The 16466-nt window shown below is 61.2% G+C and carries 12 protein-coding genes and 1 pseudogene; 10 read left to right on the top strand and 3 right to left on the bottom strand.

Annotated features, from left to right (window positions below; all coding sequences use genetic code 11):
- Positions 1 to 66: 66 nt before the first annotated feature.
- The 4 genes and pseudogenes from HBO19_RS12890 to HBO19_RS12875 all read left to right on the top strand — a co-directional run bounded on the left by HBO19_RS12890 (position 67) and on the right by HBO19_RS12875 (position 3168).
- Positions 67 to 954 (top strand): 3-keto-5-aminohexanoate cleavage protein, encoded by an 888-nt coding sequence (locus HBO19_RS12890; protein WP_170057608.1) that lies wholly within the window; start codon positions 67 to 69, stop codon positions 952 to 954.
- A 145-nt stretch (positions 955 to 1099) separates the two neighbouring features.
- The gene (locus HBO19_RS12885; protein ID WP_169953677.1) at positions 1100 to 2065 is read left to right on the top strand and encodes an L-carnitine dehydrogenase; all 966 of its coding nucleotides are present in this window, start codon (positions 1100 to 1102) and stop codon (positions 2063 to 2065) included.
- 117 nt (positions 2066 to 2182) lie between these two features.
- A pseudogene (locus tag HBO19_RS12880) lies at positions 2183 to 2679 on the top strand (thioesterase family protein).
- Between the two features lie 225 nt (positions 2680 to 2904).
- Positions 2905 to 3168: a hypothetical protein gene (locus HBO19_RS12875; RefSeq protein ID WP_170042183.1), complete on the top strand. Its 264-nt coding sequence runs from the start codon at positions 2905 to 2907 to the stop codon at positions 3166 to 3168.
- A gap of 88 nt (positions 3169 to 3256) precedes the next feature.
- Here HBO19_RS12875 and HBO19_RS12870 read toward each other — a convergent pair whose 3' ends face one another.
- Both HBO19_RS12870 and HBO19_RS12865 read right to left on the bottom strand, forming a co-directional pair.
- Positions 3257 to 4360 (bottom strand): GlxA family transcriptional regulator, encoded by a 1104-nt coding sequence (locus HBO19_RS12870; protein WP_029300670.1) that lies wholly within the window; start codon positions 4358 to 4360, stop codon positions 3257 to 3259.
- 578 nt (positions 4361 to 4938) lie between these two features.
- Positions 4939 to 6315 carry an L-serine ammonia-lyase gene (locus tag HBO19_RS12865; RefSeq protein ID WP_170057606.1) on the bottom strand — a complete coding sequence of 459 codons (1377 nt, stop codon included), beginning with the start codon at positions 6313 to 6315 and terminating at the stop codon, positions 4939 to 4941.
- 427 nt (positions 6316 to 6742) lie between these two features.
- On the opposite strand from HBO19_RS12865, the gene HBO19_RS12860 reads away from it, so the two are divergent.
- The 3 genes from HBO19_RS12860 to choV all read left to right on the top strand — a co-directional run bounded on the left by HBO19_RS12860 (position 6743) and on the right by choV (position 9778).
- Positions 6743 to 7690, top strand: coding sequence for a choline ABC transporter substrate-binding protein (locus HBO19_RS12860; protein WP_169953669.1), 948 nt, complete (start codon positions 6743 to 6745; stop codon positions 7688 to 7690).
- 67 nt (positions 7691 to 7757) lie between these two features.
- Positions 7758 to 8603, top strand: coding sequence for a choline ABC transporter permease subunit (choW, locus tag HBO19_RS12855; RefSeq protein ID WP_032858679.1), 846 nt, complete (start codon positions 7758 to 7760; stop codon positions 8601 to 8603).
- Positions 8600 to 9778 carry a choline ABC transporter ATP-binding protein gene (gene choV, locus HBO19_RS12850; RefSeq protein WP_029300678.1) on the top strand — a complete coding sequence of 393 codons (1179 nt, stop codon included), beginning with the start codon at positions 8600 to 8602 and terminating at the stop codon, positions 9776 to 9778. Before choW ends, choV begins: the two co-directional genes overlap by 4 nt.
- A 156-nt stretch (positions 9779 to 9934) precedes the next feature.
- Here the strand turns inward: choV and HBO19_RS12845 are convergent, their stop codons facing one another.
- A complete protein-coding gene (locus tag HBO19_RS12845) occupies positions 9935 to 11872 on the bottom strand; it encodes a BCCT family transporter (RefSeq protein ID WP_346266490.1) in 1938 nt (645 codons plus the stop codon).
- A gap of 378 nt (positions 11873 to 12250) precedes the next feature.
- Between HBO19_RS12845 and betI the strand changes: the two genes are divergently transcribed.
- From betI to betA, 3 genes are all read left to right on the top strand, one after another.
- Positions 12251 to 12844, top strand: a complete 594-nt coding sequence (gene betI, locus HBO19_RS12840; RefSeq protein WP_032858683.1) for a transcriptional regulator BetI — start codon at positions 12251 to 12253, stop codon at positions 12842 to 12844.
- Positions 12845 to 12938: 94 nt separating this feature from the next.
- The gene (betB, locus tag HBO19_RS12835; RefSeq protein WP_170057605.1) at positions 12939 to 14411 is read left to right on the top strand and encodes a betaine-aldehyde dehydrogenase; all 1473 of its coding nucleotides are present in this window, start codon (positions 12939 to 12941) and stop codon (positions 14409 to 14411) included.
- Positions 14412 to 14539: 128 nt separating this feature from the next.
- A complete protein-coding gene (gene betA / locus HBO19_RS12830; protein WP_170042181.1) occupies positions 14540 to 16240 on the top strand; it encodes a choline dehydrogenase in 1701 nt (566 codons plus the stop codon).
- Positions 16241 to 16466 lie beyond the last annotated feature (226 nt).

Here is a 16466-nt window from a genome sequence, read left to right as displayed (position 1 = left end):
GAATCACCGTTTCGCGGCCAACAACGGCCGCGAACGGCACTACCACGCCTGTAAGGAACCTGCCCCATGAACCACGACGTCATCATCACCTGCGCACTCACCGGTGCTGGCGACACGACCGCCAGAAGCCCCCACGTGCCGGTCACCCCCAGGCAAATCGCTGCAGCTGCGGTAGAGGCCGCCAAAGCCGGCGCCACCGTGGTGCATTGCCATGTGCGCGACCCGCACACCGGCAAGTTCAGCCGCGACGTGGCGCTGTACCGCGAGGTGATGGAGCGCATCCGCGAGGCGGACATCGACATCATCGTCAACCTCACCGCCGGCATGGGCGGCGACCTGGAAATCGGCGGTGGCGAGAACCCCATGGCGTTCGGCCCCAATACCGACCTGGTCGGCCCGCTGACCCGCCTGGCCCACGTCGAGGCACTGCTGCCGGAAATCTGCACCCTGGACTGCGGCACCCTGAACTTTGGCGATGGCGACACTATTTATGTGTCCACCCCGGCCCAGCTGCGGGCGGGCGCCAAGCGCATCCAGGAACTGGGGGTGAAGGCCGAGCTGGAGATTTTCGATACCGGCCACCTGTGGTTCGCCAAGCAACTGATCAAGGAAGGCCTGCTCGACAACCCACTGTTCCAACTGTGCCTGGGCATCCCCTGGGGTGCGCCGGCCGATACCACCACCATGAAAGCCATGGTCGACAACCTGCCCGTCGACGCGGTGTGGGCCGGCTTTGGCATCGGGCGCATGCAGATGCCGATGGCGGCGCAGGCGGTGCTGCTGGGCGGCAACGTGCGGGTTGGGTTGGAAGACAACTTGTGGTTGGACAAGGGCGTGCTGGCGACCAATGGGCAACTGGTGGAGCGTGCCGGGGAAATCCTCAGCCGCCTGGGCGCGCGGGTTCTGACCCCGGCTGAAGGCCGAACCAAGATGGGCCTGACCAAACGTAGCTAATCCCCTGCCGCAACCGGCTCAAAAATGTAGGAGCTGGCTTGCCTGCGATAGCGGTGTATCAGTTGATGCATTTGGCACTGACCCACCGCTATCGCAGGCAAGCCAGCTCCCACAATGAACCTCTTTAGCACTGGAAATTACCGAAATGAGCTTTATCACCGAAATCAAAACCTTCGCCGCCCTGGGCAGTGGTGTCATCGGCAGCGGCTGGGTATCCCGCGCCCTCGCCCACGGCCTGGATGTGGTGGCCTGGGACCCGGCGCCCGGCGCCGAAGCGGCCCTGCGCAAGCGTGTCGCCAATGCCTGGGCCGCCCTGGAAAAGCAGGGCCTGGCACCGGGCGCCTCCCAGGACCGTCTGCGGTTTGTCGCGACCATCGAAGAATGCGTGCAAGACGCCGACTTCATCCAGGAAAGCGCCCCCGAACGCCTGGAGCTGAAGCTGGAGCTGCACAGCAAGATCAGCGCGGCAGCCAAGCCCAATGCGTTGATCGGCTCCAGCACTTCGGGGCTTTTGCCCAGCGAGTTTTATGAAAGCGCCACACACCCGCAGCGCTGCGTGGTCGGCCACCCGTTCAACCCGGTGTACCTGCTGCCGCTGGTGGAAGTGGTCGGCGGCAAACACACTGCGCCCGAAGCGATCCAGGCGGCGATAAAAGTCTACGAATCCCTGGGCATGCGCCCGCTGCATGTGCGTAAGGAAGTCCCCGGTTTTATCGCCGACCGCTTGCTTGAGGCGCTGTGGCGCGAGGCGTTGCATCTGGTCAACGACGGTGTAGCGACCACCGGCGAGATCGACGATGCGATCCGCTTTGGCGCCGGTTTGCGCTGGTCGTTCATGGGCACGTTCCTCACCTACACCCTGGCCGGCGGCGATGCCGGGATGCGGCATTTCATGGCGCAATTCGGCCCGGCGTTGCAGCTGCCGTGGACGTACCTGCCGGCCCCGGAACTGACGGACAAACTGATTGATGATGTGGTCGATGGCACCCGCGAGCAGTTGGGCAGCCATAGCATTGCGGCGCTGGAGCGCTATCGTGATGATTGCCTGCTGGCGGTGCTGGAGGCGGTGAAGACCACCAAGGAAAAACACGGCATGAGCTTCGCCGAATAGCGGCTGTTTATTTCTGTGGGAGCTGGCTTGCCTGAAATAACGGTGTTGGATTGACCACCACCATCGCAGGCAAGCCAGCTCCCACAGTTGACCGCGTACAGATCTGGAATTGACGACATGCCCGCACTGACGACCTACACCACCCACATCATCCCCGACTGGGTCGATTACAACGGCCACCTGCGGGATGCGTTCTACCTGCTGATCTTCAGCTACGCCACCGATGCGTTGATGGACACCCTGGGCCTGGACAGCGACAACCGCGAAGCCAGCGGCCACTCGTTGTTTACCCTGGAGCTGCACCTCAATTACCTGCACGAAGTGAAACTCGGGGCCGAGGTCGAGGTGCGCACCCAGTTGATCGCCCATGACAACAAGCGCCTGCATCTGTATCACAGCCTGCACCTGGTGGGCGAAGAGCGGGAGCTGGCGGGCAATGAGCAGATGCTGCTGCATGTCGACCTTGCCGGGCCACGCTCGGCACCGTTCAGCGCAGCGGTGGCACAGCGCCTGGCGGTAATCAGCACCGAGCAATCAGACCTGCCCCGGCCGGCCCTGCTCGGGCGTGTCATCGGCCTGCCCGGCAAATAAAAAAAGCCCCGATCAAGCCGTGACAGGATCGGGGCAGAGTGCTTTGTGCGAGCGTGCGGGCCGAGGGTGACCAAACCTTCAATCTGCTTGCTTGAGCCTGAGTGTGCCCACAACCACTCTTGGCAACTGGCCCGAAAACGACCTGTTCATAGTCGTTCCAGCCATTGCGCCATTCAGGCCTTGCCGACCCGCTGACGGCCCACCAGAATCGAACCTGATCGAAGTCTCCCCTAACCAGGATGAACATCATGATGCACGCGGATTTGATTGATCAGGATGACCTGCTGAGCCAACTGCGCTCCCTGGGTTTCGAGGTGTCCAGCGGCGCCACTGCCGAGCAGGCCTGTGAATGTGCGGTACGCGGCTTGAGTGAAGCGCGGGCCAAGGCACTCAAGGGCATGGTCGAGCAGATGTACACCGGCAGCGCGACGATTCTGCCGGCGGTGCGCCAGGCGATTGATAAGCAGTTGTTGCCTGCTTTGGTGGCATTCAGGAAGAGTTCCGGGGCCTGATACACCGCTATCGCGGGCAAGCCCGCCCCCACAGGGGAATGCATTCCAAATGTGGGAGCTGGCTTGCCTGCGATGCAGGCGACTCGGTCTACAGCCTTACACTGGCAAACGTCGACTCATTGCGCGCCTGGCTCAACGCCGACATCGGCCCCGCCAACGGTGACAACACCAACGCCTGCGGAATCGGCATCATCGCCACTTGCTGGGTGGTGTTGGAACCGACGCGTTCATCCCGTGGCGGAATGCCGAAATACTCGCGGTAGCACTTGGAGAAGTGCGGCGTGGACACAAACCCGCACACCGAGGCCACTTCGATGATCGACATCGGCGTTTGCTTGAGCAACTGCCGGGCACGGATCAGGCGCAGCTTGAGGTAGTAGCGCGACGGCGAGCAGTGCAGGTATTTCTGGAACAGGCGCTCCAGCTGGCGCCGCGAGACGGCGACGTAGACGGCCAGTTCATCGAGGTCGATCGGCTCCTCCAGGTTGGCTTCCATCAGCGCGACGATTTCCTGCAGCTTCGGCTGGTTGGTGCCGAGCATGTGCTTGAGCGGCACACGCTGGTGATCCTGTTCATTGCGGATACGTTCGTACACAAACATCTCGGAAATCGCCGCCGACAGTTCACGGCCGTGGTCGCGGCTGATCAGGTGCAGCATCATGTCCAGCGGCGCGGTGCCGCCCGAACTGGTGAAGCGATTGCGGTCGAGGGTGAACAGGCGCGTGCTCATCGACACCCGAGGGAAAGCTTCCTGCATCGACGCCAGGCATTCCCAGTGCACGCTGCAATCAAACCCGTCGAGCAAGCCGGCGCAGGCCAGGGCCCAACTGCCGGTGCACACCGCGCCGAGGCGGCGGGACTGGCGCGCCTGGCTTTGCAGCCACGACACATGTTCGCGGGTCACGGTGCGCTGGATACCCACGCCGCCGCAGACAATCACGGTGTCCAGGGCCGGGGCTTTGTGCATGGAGCAATCGGGGGTGATTTGCAGGCCATCGCTGGCCCATACCTGGTTGCCGTCGACGCTCAAGGTGGTCCAGCGATACAGCTCGCGACCGGACAATTGGTTGGCCATGCGCAGTGGCTCCACTGCGGACGCCAGGGAAATCAGCGTGAAATTGTCCAGCAGCAAAAAGCCGATGGATTGAGGCGCACGGTTCTGGGGTTGAGCCCCGGAGTTGAACGACGTCATCGCGGTATCTCCTCACACAAAGCAGGTGATGGCCTCAGGCGAGGCTCTTGTTATTGCACTCTTCGTCCGTCAGGAGAGAGGCTTTGAATTGATAGAGCAAATGCCATGCCTAAAGTTGAATAGGTATTCAATAACTCCTGAAAACGACCTATTGAGGTGTCTATATAAGCCCGCGCCCGGCGTGAGGATATGAGTCGGAAAAAGCCTACGCTCAAGGTCTGTGAGCAGATCGGTAGCACTTGTGGGAAGGCGCTTTCAGGGCGTAGGAAAAGTGTGTCACCACACGCACAGGTGACGGGTGGTCGGGAGGGAAATCGTTTGGGGGCTACTTATCTGTTTGCGACGCGCTAAAAGGTGGCGTGTTGGGGGTGAAGTGTTCACTTTATGAGCAGTGGGGTTTGACACTCCGTCATCGCGGGCAAGCCCCAATGCCAGTCAGTTAAGCGCAGATCCCCTGTGGGAGCGGGCTTGCTCGCGAATGCGGTGCATCAGTCAACATCTTAATTGACTGACCCACCGCATTCGCGAGCAAGCCCGCTCCCACATTTGATCTTCACTGCTTTGAGCATTGGATTCGCTTAACACTCGACAGCACTCACCGCCAACCCTCCCCGCGAGGTCTCCTTGTACTTGTCATGCATATCCGCCCCGGTATCGCGCATGGTGCGGATTACCCGGTCCAGGGAGATAAAGTGCTGGCCGTCGCCACGCAACGCCATCTGCGCGGCATTGATTGCCTTGACCGCTGCAATCGCATTGCGCTCGATGCACGGCACTTGCACCAGGCCGCCCACCGGGTCGCAGGTCAGGCCGAGGTTGTGCTCCAGGCCGATTTCGGCGGCGTTGCACACCTGCTCCGGCGAGGCGCCGAGAATCTCTGCCAACCCCGCCGCCGCCATGGCGCAGGCCGAGCCGACTTCGCCCTGGCAACCGACTTCGGCGCCAGAGATCGAAGCATTCTTTTTGCACAGAATGCCGATGGCCGCCGCACCGAGAAAGTAGTCCACCACATTGGCCTCGGTGACTTCCTCGCTGAACTTCATAAAGTAGTGCAGCACCGCCGGAATGATCCCCGCCGCGCCGTTGGTTGGGGCCGTGACCATGCGCCCACCGGCAGCGTTTTCTTCGTTGACGGCCAGGGCGAACAGGTTGACCCACTCCATGGCGCTCAAGGTCGAGCCGATCACATTGGGCTTGCCCAGCTCCTGCAGGCTGCGGTGCAACTTGGCGGCGCGGCGGCGCACATTCAAGCCGCCGGGCAGGATGCCTTCGTGCTTGAGGCCCTGCTCGACGCAGTCCTGCATGGCACGCCAGAGTTTCATCAGGCCGCTGCGGATTTCTTCCTCGGAACGCCAGACCTTTTCATTGGCCAACATCAGTTCGGCGACGCGCAGGTTGTGGGTCTTGCACAACTGCAACAACTCCACCGCGCTGGAGAAATCATAGGGCAGTTCGGTGCGGTCCATATCTGCCACGCCGCTGCGCGCCTGGGCTTCATCCACCACAAAGCCGCCGCCCACCGAATAGTAGGTATCGCGATGCAACTCGGTCTGGGCGCCGTAGACCACCAGGGTCATGGCGTTGGGATGGAAGGGCAGGTTTTCGTCGATCAGGCGCATGTCCCGCGACCACACAAACGGCACCGGTACGCGGTTGTCCAGCAGCAACGTCTGCGTTTGGCGCAGGGCCTCGATACGCAGGCCGATCTGCGATGGATCAATCGCGTCTGGCCACTCGCCCATCAGCCCCATGATCACCGCGTTGTCGCTGCCGTGGCCGATGCCTGTGGCCGATAAAGAGCCATACAGCTGCACTTCGACACGCCGCACCTGATCCACAAGCGCACGTTCCCGCAAGCCCTGGACGAATAACGCCGCGGCGCGCATGGGGCCGACGGTGTGGGAACTGGACGGCCCAATGCCGATCTTGAACAGGTCGAAAACGCTGATAGCCATTGCGCGAAACTCCTCGATAGCACAGGCCAGGCGCAATAACGCCTGGTGGCGGAGCTGCTACGCTCAAGTCGCCCAGATGGCGGCATCATCAAGCTTTCACTGCGCCGTCCGGCGTCTCACACCGACCTACCCATGCTCACCAGCGTCTTCCCCGTGCAATGGGGCGTAATCGCCGTTTTTTGCGGCGCAGATCGAGAAAAAGTGCAGTTTTGCCTATGGAAAAATCTGTAAGCGACGTCACCGACACTGGATACGACCATCCCTGTACTGGATACGACCCACCCTGTAGGCGTCAGATTTTCACTGGTACATGATCAGTCTCGACTCGTTTGCAAGGCACCGAGGCTGCACATCGCTCGCACGCCCCAACTGCAACACTTATAAGCGCGGTCAAGCACCGCCGGAAAAACACCAGGAGTCCAAACCCATGAAAGGTTCCCCCCCGTTGTTGTTGGCCGCCATGCTGAGTCTTCCCCTTGCGGCCCTCGCTGCTGATCCTGAGCAGTGCAGCACCGTCAACTTCTCCGATGTCGGCTGGACCGATATCACCGTCACCACCGCCACCACCAGCGAAGTCCTCAAGGGCCTGGGCTACAAGCCCCGCACCACGATGATTTCCGTACCCGTGACCTACAAGTCCCTGGCCGACGGCAAGAACATGGATATCTTCCTCGGCAACTGGATGCCGACCATGGAAAACGACATCAAGCAGTACCGTGATGCCGGCACCGTGGAAACCGTGCGCGCCAACCTGGAAAACGCCAAATACACCCTGGCCGTGCCGCAAGCGCTGTACGACAAGGGCCTGAAGGACTTCGCCGACATCGTCAAATTCAAGGACGAACTGGGCGGCAAGATCTACGGCATCGAACCGGGCAACGACGGCAACCGTACGATCCAGAGCGTGATCGACAAGAATCAGTTCGGCTTGAAGGACGCAGGCTTCAAGGTGGTGGAGTCCAGCGAAGCGGGGATGCTCTCGCAAGTGGACCGTGCCACCAAGCGCGGCCAGGCCATTGTGTTCCTCGCCTGGGAACCGCACCCGATGAACACCCGTTTCAAACTCAAGTACCTGACTGGAGGTGACGATTCATTCGGCCCCAACTACGGCCAGGCCACCATCTACACCAACACCCGCAAGGGCTACGTGCAGGAATGCAGCAACGTTGGCCAACTGCTGAAAAACCTGTCGTTCACCCTGGACATGGAAAGCACCCTGATGGGCAACGTCCTCGACGACAAGATGAAACCCGACGTAGCCGCCAAGGCCTGGCTGAAGAAGAACCCGCAAGTACTCGACACCTGGCTCGCCGGGGTCACCACCCTTGATGGCAAACCAGGACTTGCCGCCGTGAAAGCCTACCTCGACAAGTAACCGCTGACCCTGGGCCGGCGTGCCGGCCCGGGATGTTTTCCCTCTTCGCATGTGGACATTCACTACCATGCTGACTGAACAGAAAATCCCACTAGGCCAGTACATCGCTGCCTTCGTCGAATGGTTGACGCAGAACGGCGCCGATTATTTCGACGCGATCGCATCGACACTGGAAACGATGATCCACGGCGTGACGTTTGCGCTGACCTGGTTCAATCCGCTGGCATTGATCGGTCTGATTGCGCTGCTTGCTCACTATATTCAACGTAAGTGGGGCCTGACCGTATTTGTCATCGCCTCCTTCCTGCTGATCCTCAACCTGGGGTACTGGCAGGAAACCATGGAGACCCTGGCGCAGGTGCTGTTCGCCACCCTGGTCTGCGTGGTGATCGGCGTGCCGCTGGGCATTGTTGCCGCGCACAAGCCGATGTTCTACACGATGATGCGCCCGGTGCTCGATTTGATGCAGACCGTGCCAACCTTCGTCTACCTCATCCCGACCCTGACCCTCTTCGGGCTGGGCGTGGTGCCTGGCCTGATCTCCACGGTGGTGTTCGCGATTGCCGCGCCGATCCGCCTGACCTACCTGGGCATCCGCGATGTGCCGCAAGAGTTGATGGACGCCGGCAAGGCCTTTGGCTGCTCGCGCCGCCAGTTGCTCTCGCGCATCGAACTGCCCCACGCCATGCCGAGCATTGCTGCCGGCATTACCCAATGCATCATGCTGTCGTTGTCGATGGTGGTGATCGCGGCCCTGGTGGGCGCCGACGGCCTCGGCAAACCCGTGGTCAACGCGCTGAACACCGCCGACATTGCCCTGGGCTTTGAAGCCGGCCTGGCGATTGTGCTGCTGGCTATCATGCTCGACCGCATCTGCAAACAACCCGACGCCAAAGTAGGGGGTGATGCATGAGCATTATCCGATTCGACAATGTCGACGTGATCTTCTCCAAAGACCCACGCGAAGCCCTCAAGCTGCTGGACGAGGGGATGCACCGCAACGAAATCCTGAAAAAGACCGGGCAGATTGTCGGCGTGGAAAAGGCCAGCCTGGATATCGAGAAAGGCGAGATCTGCGTGTTGATGGGCCTGTCCGGCTCCGGCAAATCCAGCCTGTTGCGCTGTATCAACGGCCTTAACACCGTGAGCCGTGGCCAGTTGTTTGTCGAGCATGAAGGGCGCCAGATCGACATCGCCTCATGCACCCCGGCAGAGCTGAAAATGATGCGCACCAAGCGCATCGCCATGGTGTTCCAGAAGTTCGCCCTGATGCCCTGGCTCACGGTGCGCGAAAACATCAGCTTTGGCCTGGAGATGCAGGGCCGCCCCGAGAAAGAGCGGCGCAAGCTGGTGGACGAAAAACTTGAGCTGGTGGGCCTGACCCAATGGCGCAACAAGAAGCCCGACGAACTCTCGGGCGGCATGCAACAGCGCGTCGGCCTGGCTCGCGCACTGGCGATGGACGCCGATATCCTGCTGATGGACGAACCCTTCTCGGCCCTCGACCCCCTGATCCGCCAAGGCCTGCAGGATGAGTTGCTGGAGCTGCAACGCAAGCTGAGCAAGACCATCGTGTTCGTCAGCCACGACCTGGATGAGGCGCTCAAGCTCGGTAGCCGGATCGCGATCATGAAAGACGGCAAGATCATCCAGTACAGCGTGCCGGAAGAGATTGTGCTGAACCCGGCGGATGACTATGTGCGCACCTTCGTCGCCCATACCAACCCGCTGAACGTGTTGTGCGGCCGCAGCCTGATGCGCACCCTGGACAACTGCAAGCGGGTCAACGGCTCGGTGTGCCTGGACCCAGGCGGCGATTCGTGGCTGGACCTGGCCGAAGGCAACACCATCCAGGGCGCGCGGCAAAATGGCGTGGCAATGAACCTGCAGAACTGGGCGCCAGGGCAAGCGGTGGAAGGCCTGGGGCGGTTGCCGACCTTGGTGGATTCGAATATCGGCATGCGCGATGCGTTGCAGATTCGCTACCAGACCGGCAACAAGCTGGTGCTGCACGACAACAACAAGGTGGTAGGGATTCTGGGGGATAGCGAGCTGTACCACGCCCTGCTGGGCAAGAACCTGGGCTAAAGACCCAACTGAAGGAACTGGGTCATTGTAGGAGCTGGCTTGCCAGCGATAGCGGTGTTGGATTCACTACCGCTATCGCTGGCAAGCCAGCTCCTACATTTGAGCGCATTGCCAAGTTTGAACAGGCGGTGTCAGTGACGACACCGCCGGCTTTTATCAGCTATAGACACGGCCAAGGAGCTGCCGATGGCTTTCAAACTGATCGAGCACATCCCGGGTGATCTGCTCCTGGGTGAAGCCCATCAGGTCGTATTCCTGGCCGCCGTTGTGCAGGTAGACCTCGGCGCGGTAGTAGCGCGCACGTTCCTCGTCGGCCTCGATCGACTCACTGGGCGCCGCCAGGTAGCCGTCCAGGCTCACCTCGTAGACAAACGGGTTGCCTTCCATCTCGATCCGCACGCCAATGCAGCGCTTGGACTTACCCAGCAGCGTCTGCACATCCAGCCCTTGGGCGCGCAATGCCACGGCCGCTTCTTCCAGCGCCGGGGTGACTTTCTTGTCCATAAAGCGTTGCACCACCGCCTGGCTCGGTTGCAGGTCCTGGGCGGTGAGGCGCTCGCTGAAACCGCGACGGCCGCGTTCGGCCAATTGCGCCTGCTCCTGTTCGATGGCCACATCCTGGCGCATGGCCTTGTGCAAACCGAACATAAAGAAGATCAGCACCACCGAGAACGGCAGGCCCGCCAGTACCACCATGGTCTGCATGGCTTCAAAGTTGCCGGCAAACAACAAGCCGATGGTCACCAGGGTGATCACCGCCGACCAGAAGATCCGCAGCCAGTGCGGCGCATCCTCATCCACATTGCCACCTTTGCACGACAGGTTGGCCATCATCACCGCGCCAGAATCCGCCGGCGTCAGGAACAGCACAAAGCCGACAAAGATCGACACGCCGATCACCACTTTCGACGCCGGGTAGTATTCCAGCAACTGGTAGATCGCCATGGATGGCTGCTCCAGCGCGGTCTTGCCCAGCTCCACCGCACCGTGGTTGAGCACCAGGTCCAACGCCGAGTTGCCGAAGATCGACAGCCACGCCAGGGTAAAGCCCAGCGGGATCAGCAATACGCCAGCCACCAGTTCACGCACGGTACGGCCACGGGAAATACGCGCGATGAACATGCCTACGAACGGTGCCCAGGAAATCCACCAGGCCCAGTAGAACAGGGTCCACAGGCCCATCCAGCGCTCGGACTTCTCGCCATCGCCTTCGTACACGTAGAGGTCGAAGGTTTTGAGCACCAGGCCGTTCATGTAGTCGCCCAGGTTCTGCACAAAGCCGTTGAGCAGGTGCAGGGTCGGGCCAAACAGCAGCACGAAAATCAGCAGGCCGCTGAACAGCACGATGTTCAGGTTGGACAGGCGGCGAATGCCATTCTCCACGCCCGACACGGCGGCGATGGTCGCCACGGTGCTCATCACGATGATCACGATCAGCAGGTTGGTGTTGCTGTGCTCCATGCCGAACAGGTTTTCCAGCCCGGACGACACTTGCATCGAACCAATCCCCAGGTTCGTCACCAGGCCCAGCAGGGTCACGAACATGCCGAAGCCATCCACCGCATGACCGGCCGCACCCTTGACCCAGCGCTCGCCCATCAACGGGTACAGCGCCGAACGCAGGGCCAGCGGCTGGTTATGGCGGTAAGCAAAGTACGCCACGGCCAGGCCGACCAGCGCATAGATCGCCCAGCCATGCAGGCCCCAGTGCAGGAAGGTCAGCTGCAACGCCTGGCGCGCGGCCATATGGGTGGCGGCGGCGCCTTCGGGCGGGTTGAAGTAGTGATCCAACGGCTCGGACGCGCCGAAGTACAGCAACGAGATGCCGATGCCCGAGGAGAACAACATGCCGGCCCAGGCGCCGTAGCTGAAGTCCGGGGTATCGGCCTTGCTGCCCAGCTTCAATTTGCCGTAGGACGAAAACGCCAGGCCCACCACAAATACCAGGTAGGCGGCGATAACCACCATGTAGTACCAGCCAAAGCTCTTCGAGAGCCAGGTCTGGGCGACTCCCAGCATTCTGCCGGCCTCTTGCGGGGCGATGATCAGAACGGCGGTCAACAACAGGATCAGCGCGGTGGAGGTGTAGAACACCCAACCGTTGACCCGCACCTTTTCCGGTGGGGTCTTTATAAGAGAGGCAGAACTCATGGCACAGAGGCTCCGGGCAGTGCGAGAGAGGACACAAGGCAGCGCGTGACCCGCGCCATCGATTTTTCGGCAGTCGACGGACGGGTGTTATAAAGACATCCCGAAAATCCCCGAACCCCAGCGACCCAGGGTCATGGGCGGTTTCAAGGGTTTTTACGGATGTCAGATGTGCCTGCCGACATGTAGGAAATACCTGTAGGCAGCGACCATTTGTCGCAGATCTTATTCTTTGTTGATTGAACGTTCAATCAAAACAAAATAGACTGGCCCTCAAGCCGACGAACGTTTACGCCCGTCGGCAGGCCTAAGGAGAGGTGCTACATGCCCAAGGTCGGTATGCAACCCATACGCCGCCAGCAGTTGATCGAAGCCACATTGACGGCCATCGATCAGGTTGGGATGGGAGATGCCAGCATTGCGCTGATCGCCCGTCTGGCCGGCGTCTCGAACGGCATCATCAGTCACTACTTTCAGGACAAGAATGGCCTGATCGCCGCAACCATGCGGTACCTGATGAATGTGCTGATCGAGAACGTCCACGAACGCCGGCAGGCATTGAAGGAAGACAGCCCCCGGGCGCACCTTCAAGTGATTATTGGCGGCAACTTCGACGCCAGCCAGGTCAACGGCCCGGCAATGAAAACCTGGCTGGCCTTCTGGGCCACCAGCATGCACCACCCGTCTTTGCACAGGTTGCAGCGGATCAACGATCACCGCCTGTATTCCAACCTGTGCTGCCAGTTCCGCCGTGTGCTGCCGCTGGAAGATGCACGCAGCGCAGCCCGAGGCCTGGCGGCCCTGATCGACGGCTTGTGGTTGCGCGGCGCCCTGTCGGGAGACGCTTTCGACACGGAGCAGGCGCAACGGATCGCTTACGAATACATGGATTTCCAATTGGCCAAGCAGGTGAGTTAGAGCCCACATAAACGCTCAACCCCTGAACTGCTGCTGAGCGGGCTATGCCCCTTCAGTGGTTAACGCCAACCACTTATGCACTTGCGAGGACTTTATGGCCCGTTTCGAACTGCAAAAACTCTACATTGACGGCGGCTACAGCGACGCTGGCAGCGATGCCACCTTCGAAGCCATCAACCCGGCTAACGGTGAAGTTCTCGCCAACGTGCAGCGCGCTACGTTCGAAGACGTTGAGCGTGCGGTGGTCAGCGCCGAAAAGGGCCAGAAAATCTGGGCCGCGATGACCGCCATGGAGCGTTCGCGCATCCTGCGTCGCGCCGTGGAAATCCTGCGTGAGCGCAACGATGAACTGGCCGCCCTGGAAACCCTGGACACCGGTAAATCCTTCTCTGAAACCAAGTACGTCGACATCGTCACCGGTGCCGACGTGCTGGAATACTACGCCGGCCTGGTGCCCGCCATCGAAGGCGAGCAGATCCCGCTGCGCACCACTTCGTTCGTCTACACCCGCCGCGAGCCGCTGGGCGTGGTCGCCGGTATCGGCGCGTGGAACTACCCGATCCAGATCGCCCTGTGGAAGTCTGCCCCAGCCCTGGCGGCCGGCAACGCAATGATCTTCAAGCCAAGCGAAGTGACGTCGCTGACCACCCTGAAACTGGCCGAGATCTACACCGAAGCCGGCGTTCCGGATGGCGTGTTCAACGTCCTGACCGGCAGCGGTCGTGAAGTCGGCACCTGGCTGACCGAGCACCCACGCATCGAAAAAATCTCCTTCACCGGCGGCACCGACACCGGCAAGAAGGTCATGGCCAGCGCTTCGAGTTCCTCGCTCAAAGACGTGACCATGGAACTGGGCGGCAAATCCCCGCTGATCATCTTCGACGACGCCGACCTGGATCGCGCCGCCGACACCGCGATGATGGCCAACTTCTACAGCTCCGGCCAGGTCTGCACCAACGGCACCCGCGTGTTTATTCCAAAGCACCTGCAAGCTGCCTTTGAAGCCAAGATCGTGGAACGTGTTGCGCGCATCCGCGTCGGCAACCCAGAAGACGAGAACACCAACTTCGGTCCACTGGTCAGCTTCGCCCACATGGAAAGCGTGCTGGGCTACATCGCCAAGGGTAAGGAAGAAGGCGCACGCCTGCTGTGCGGCGGCGACCGCCTGACCGACGGCGACTTCGCCAAGGGCGCGTTCGTGGCACCGACCGTGTTCACCGACTGCACCGACGAAATGACCATCGTGCGTGAAGAAATCTTTGGCCCGGTAATGAGCATCCTCACCTACGAGACCGAAGAAGAAGTGATCCGTCGTGCCAACGACACCGACTTCGGCCTGGCCGCTGGCCTGGTGACCCGCGATCTGAACCGCGCTCACCGCGTGATTCATCAGTTGGAAGCCGGTATCTGCTGGATCAACGCCTGGGGCGAGTCCGACGCCAAGATGCCGGTGGGCGGCTACAAGCAGTCGGGTGTTGGCCGTGAGAACGGCATCAGCTCGCTGAACAACTTCACCCGCATCAAATCGGTACAGGTTGAGCTGGGCGACTACGCCTCGGTGTTCTAACCCGGCTACCGCCAATCGCCCGCAAGCGGGCTCCTACAAGGATTGCGCACGACCTGTAGGAGCCGGCTTGCCGGCGATCGAGGGCAACGCCCTCGCCTGACCTGACCATCTCCAAAGAGGGTGCATTTATGTCCCAAGAATACGACTACATCATTGTGGGTGCCGGTTCCGCCGGTAACACCCTGGCGACCCGTCTGACCGAAGACGAAGGCGTCACCGTCCTGCTGCTGGAAGCCGGCGGCCCGGACTACCGTTTCGATTTCCGTACCCAGATGCCCGCCGCCCTGGCGTTCCCGCTGCAAGGCCGCCGCTACAACTGGGCCTATGAAACCGATCCAGAGCCACACATGGACGGCCGCCGCATGGAATGTGGGCGCGGCAAGGGCCTGGGTGGCTCGTCGCTGATCAACGGCATGTGCTACATCCGTGGCAACGCCATGGACTACGACAACTGGTCGAAGCTGCCAGGCCTGGAAGACTGGAGCTACCTCGACTGCCTGCCGTATTTCCGCAAGGCCGAAACCCGCGACATCGGCCCTAACGACTACCACGGTGGCGAAGGTCCGGTCAGCGTGACCACGCCTAAAGCCGGGAATAACCCGCTGTTCCACGCCATGGTTGAAGCCGGCGTGCAGGCCGGTTACCCGCGTACCGAGGACTTGAACGGCTACCAGCAAGAAGGCTTCGGCCCGATGGACCGTACCGTGACGCCCAAAGGCCGTCGCGCCAGTACCGCCCGTGGCTACCTGGACACCGCCAAGAAACGTTCGACCCTGACCATCGTCACCCATGCCCTGACCGACAAAGTGTTGTTCGAAGGCAAGCGTGCGGTCGGCGTGCGTTACCTGATCGGCGCCGCCGAAGAACGTGTTGAAGCCCGCGCGCGCAAGGAAGTGCTGGTGTGCAGCGGCGCCATCGCTTCGCCGCAATTGCTGCAACGCTCCGGTGTAGGCCCGGCCAAACTCCTGGAAAGCCTCGACATCCCGGTGGTCCACGACCTGCCAGGCGTCGGTGAAAACCTGCAGGACCACCTGGAGCTGTATCTGCAATACGCCTGCACCCAGCCGGTCTCGCTGTACCCGTCGCTGCTCTGGTACAACCAGCCGGCCATTGGTGCCGAATGGCTGTTCAACGGCACCGGCATCGGCGCCAGCAACCAGTTCGAGGCGGGCGGTTTTATCCGTACCCGTGAAGAATTCGAATGGCCGAACATCCAGTACCACTTCCTGCCGGTCGCGATTAACTACAACGGCAGCAACGGTGTGAAAGAGCACGGCTTCCAGGCGCACATGGGCTCCATGCGTTCGCCGAGCCGTGGCCGTGTGCAAGTGAAGTCGAAGAACCCACGGGACTACCCGAGCATCCTCTTCAACTACATGGCCACCGAGCAGGACTGGCAAGAGTTTCGCGATGGCATCCGCCTGACCCGTGAAATCATGCAGCAGCCGGCACTGGACCCGTACCGTGGCCGCGAGATCAGCCCGGGCATCGACGTGCAAACCGACGAGCAACTGGACAAGTTCATCCGCGAACACGCCGAAACCGCGTTCCACCCCTCCTGCTCGTGCAAGATGGGCACCGACGAAATGGCCGTGGTCGATGGCGAAGGCCGCGTGCATGGCATGCAGGGCCTGCGGGTGGTCGATGCGTCGATCATGCCGATCATCACCACCGGCAACCTGAACGCGCCAACCATCATGATCGCCGAGAAAATCGCCGACAAGATGCGTGGCCGCCAGTTGCCGCGCAGCACCGCGGACTACTACGTGGCCGGCGATGCGCCAGTGCGTGGCAAGCCGTTGCGTGAGGTGGGTCCGACCGCGCGGTAAGCGTTACACCGCGGCGCTCCTATCGCAGGCAAGCCAGCTCCCACATTTGAATGTATTCACCCATCAAAATGTGGGAGGGGGCTTGCTCCCGATGAGGCCCGCCCAGCCAACACACATCTTCCCAGACTCTTCCTACACTGCCCCGCCCTTGATCCCACCCCCCGCGCCGGCCTAATCTAGTCCCTCGCGCAAACGTTTCACCTTCCTACCGACACGCCGGCTTCTG

The organism is Pseudomonas sp. WS 5021, from assembly GCF_012985535.1.
In the GTDB taxonomy this organism is placed as follows: Bacteria; Pseudomonadota; Gammaproteobacteria; order Pseudomonadales; family Pseudomonadaceae; genus Aquipseudomonas.
The sequence above is the reverse complement of the archived record's forward strand: the minus strand, read 5'-3'. Positions and strand labels throughout refer to the sequence as shown.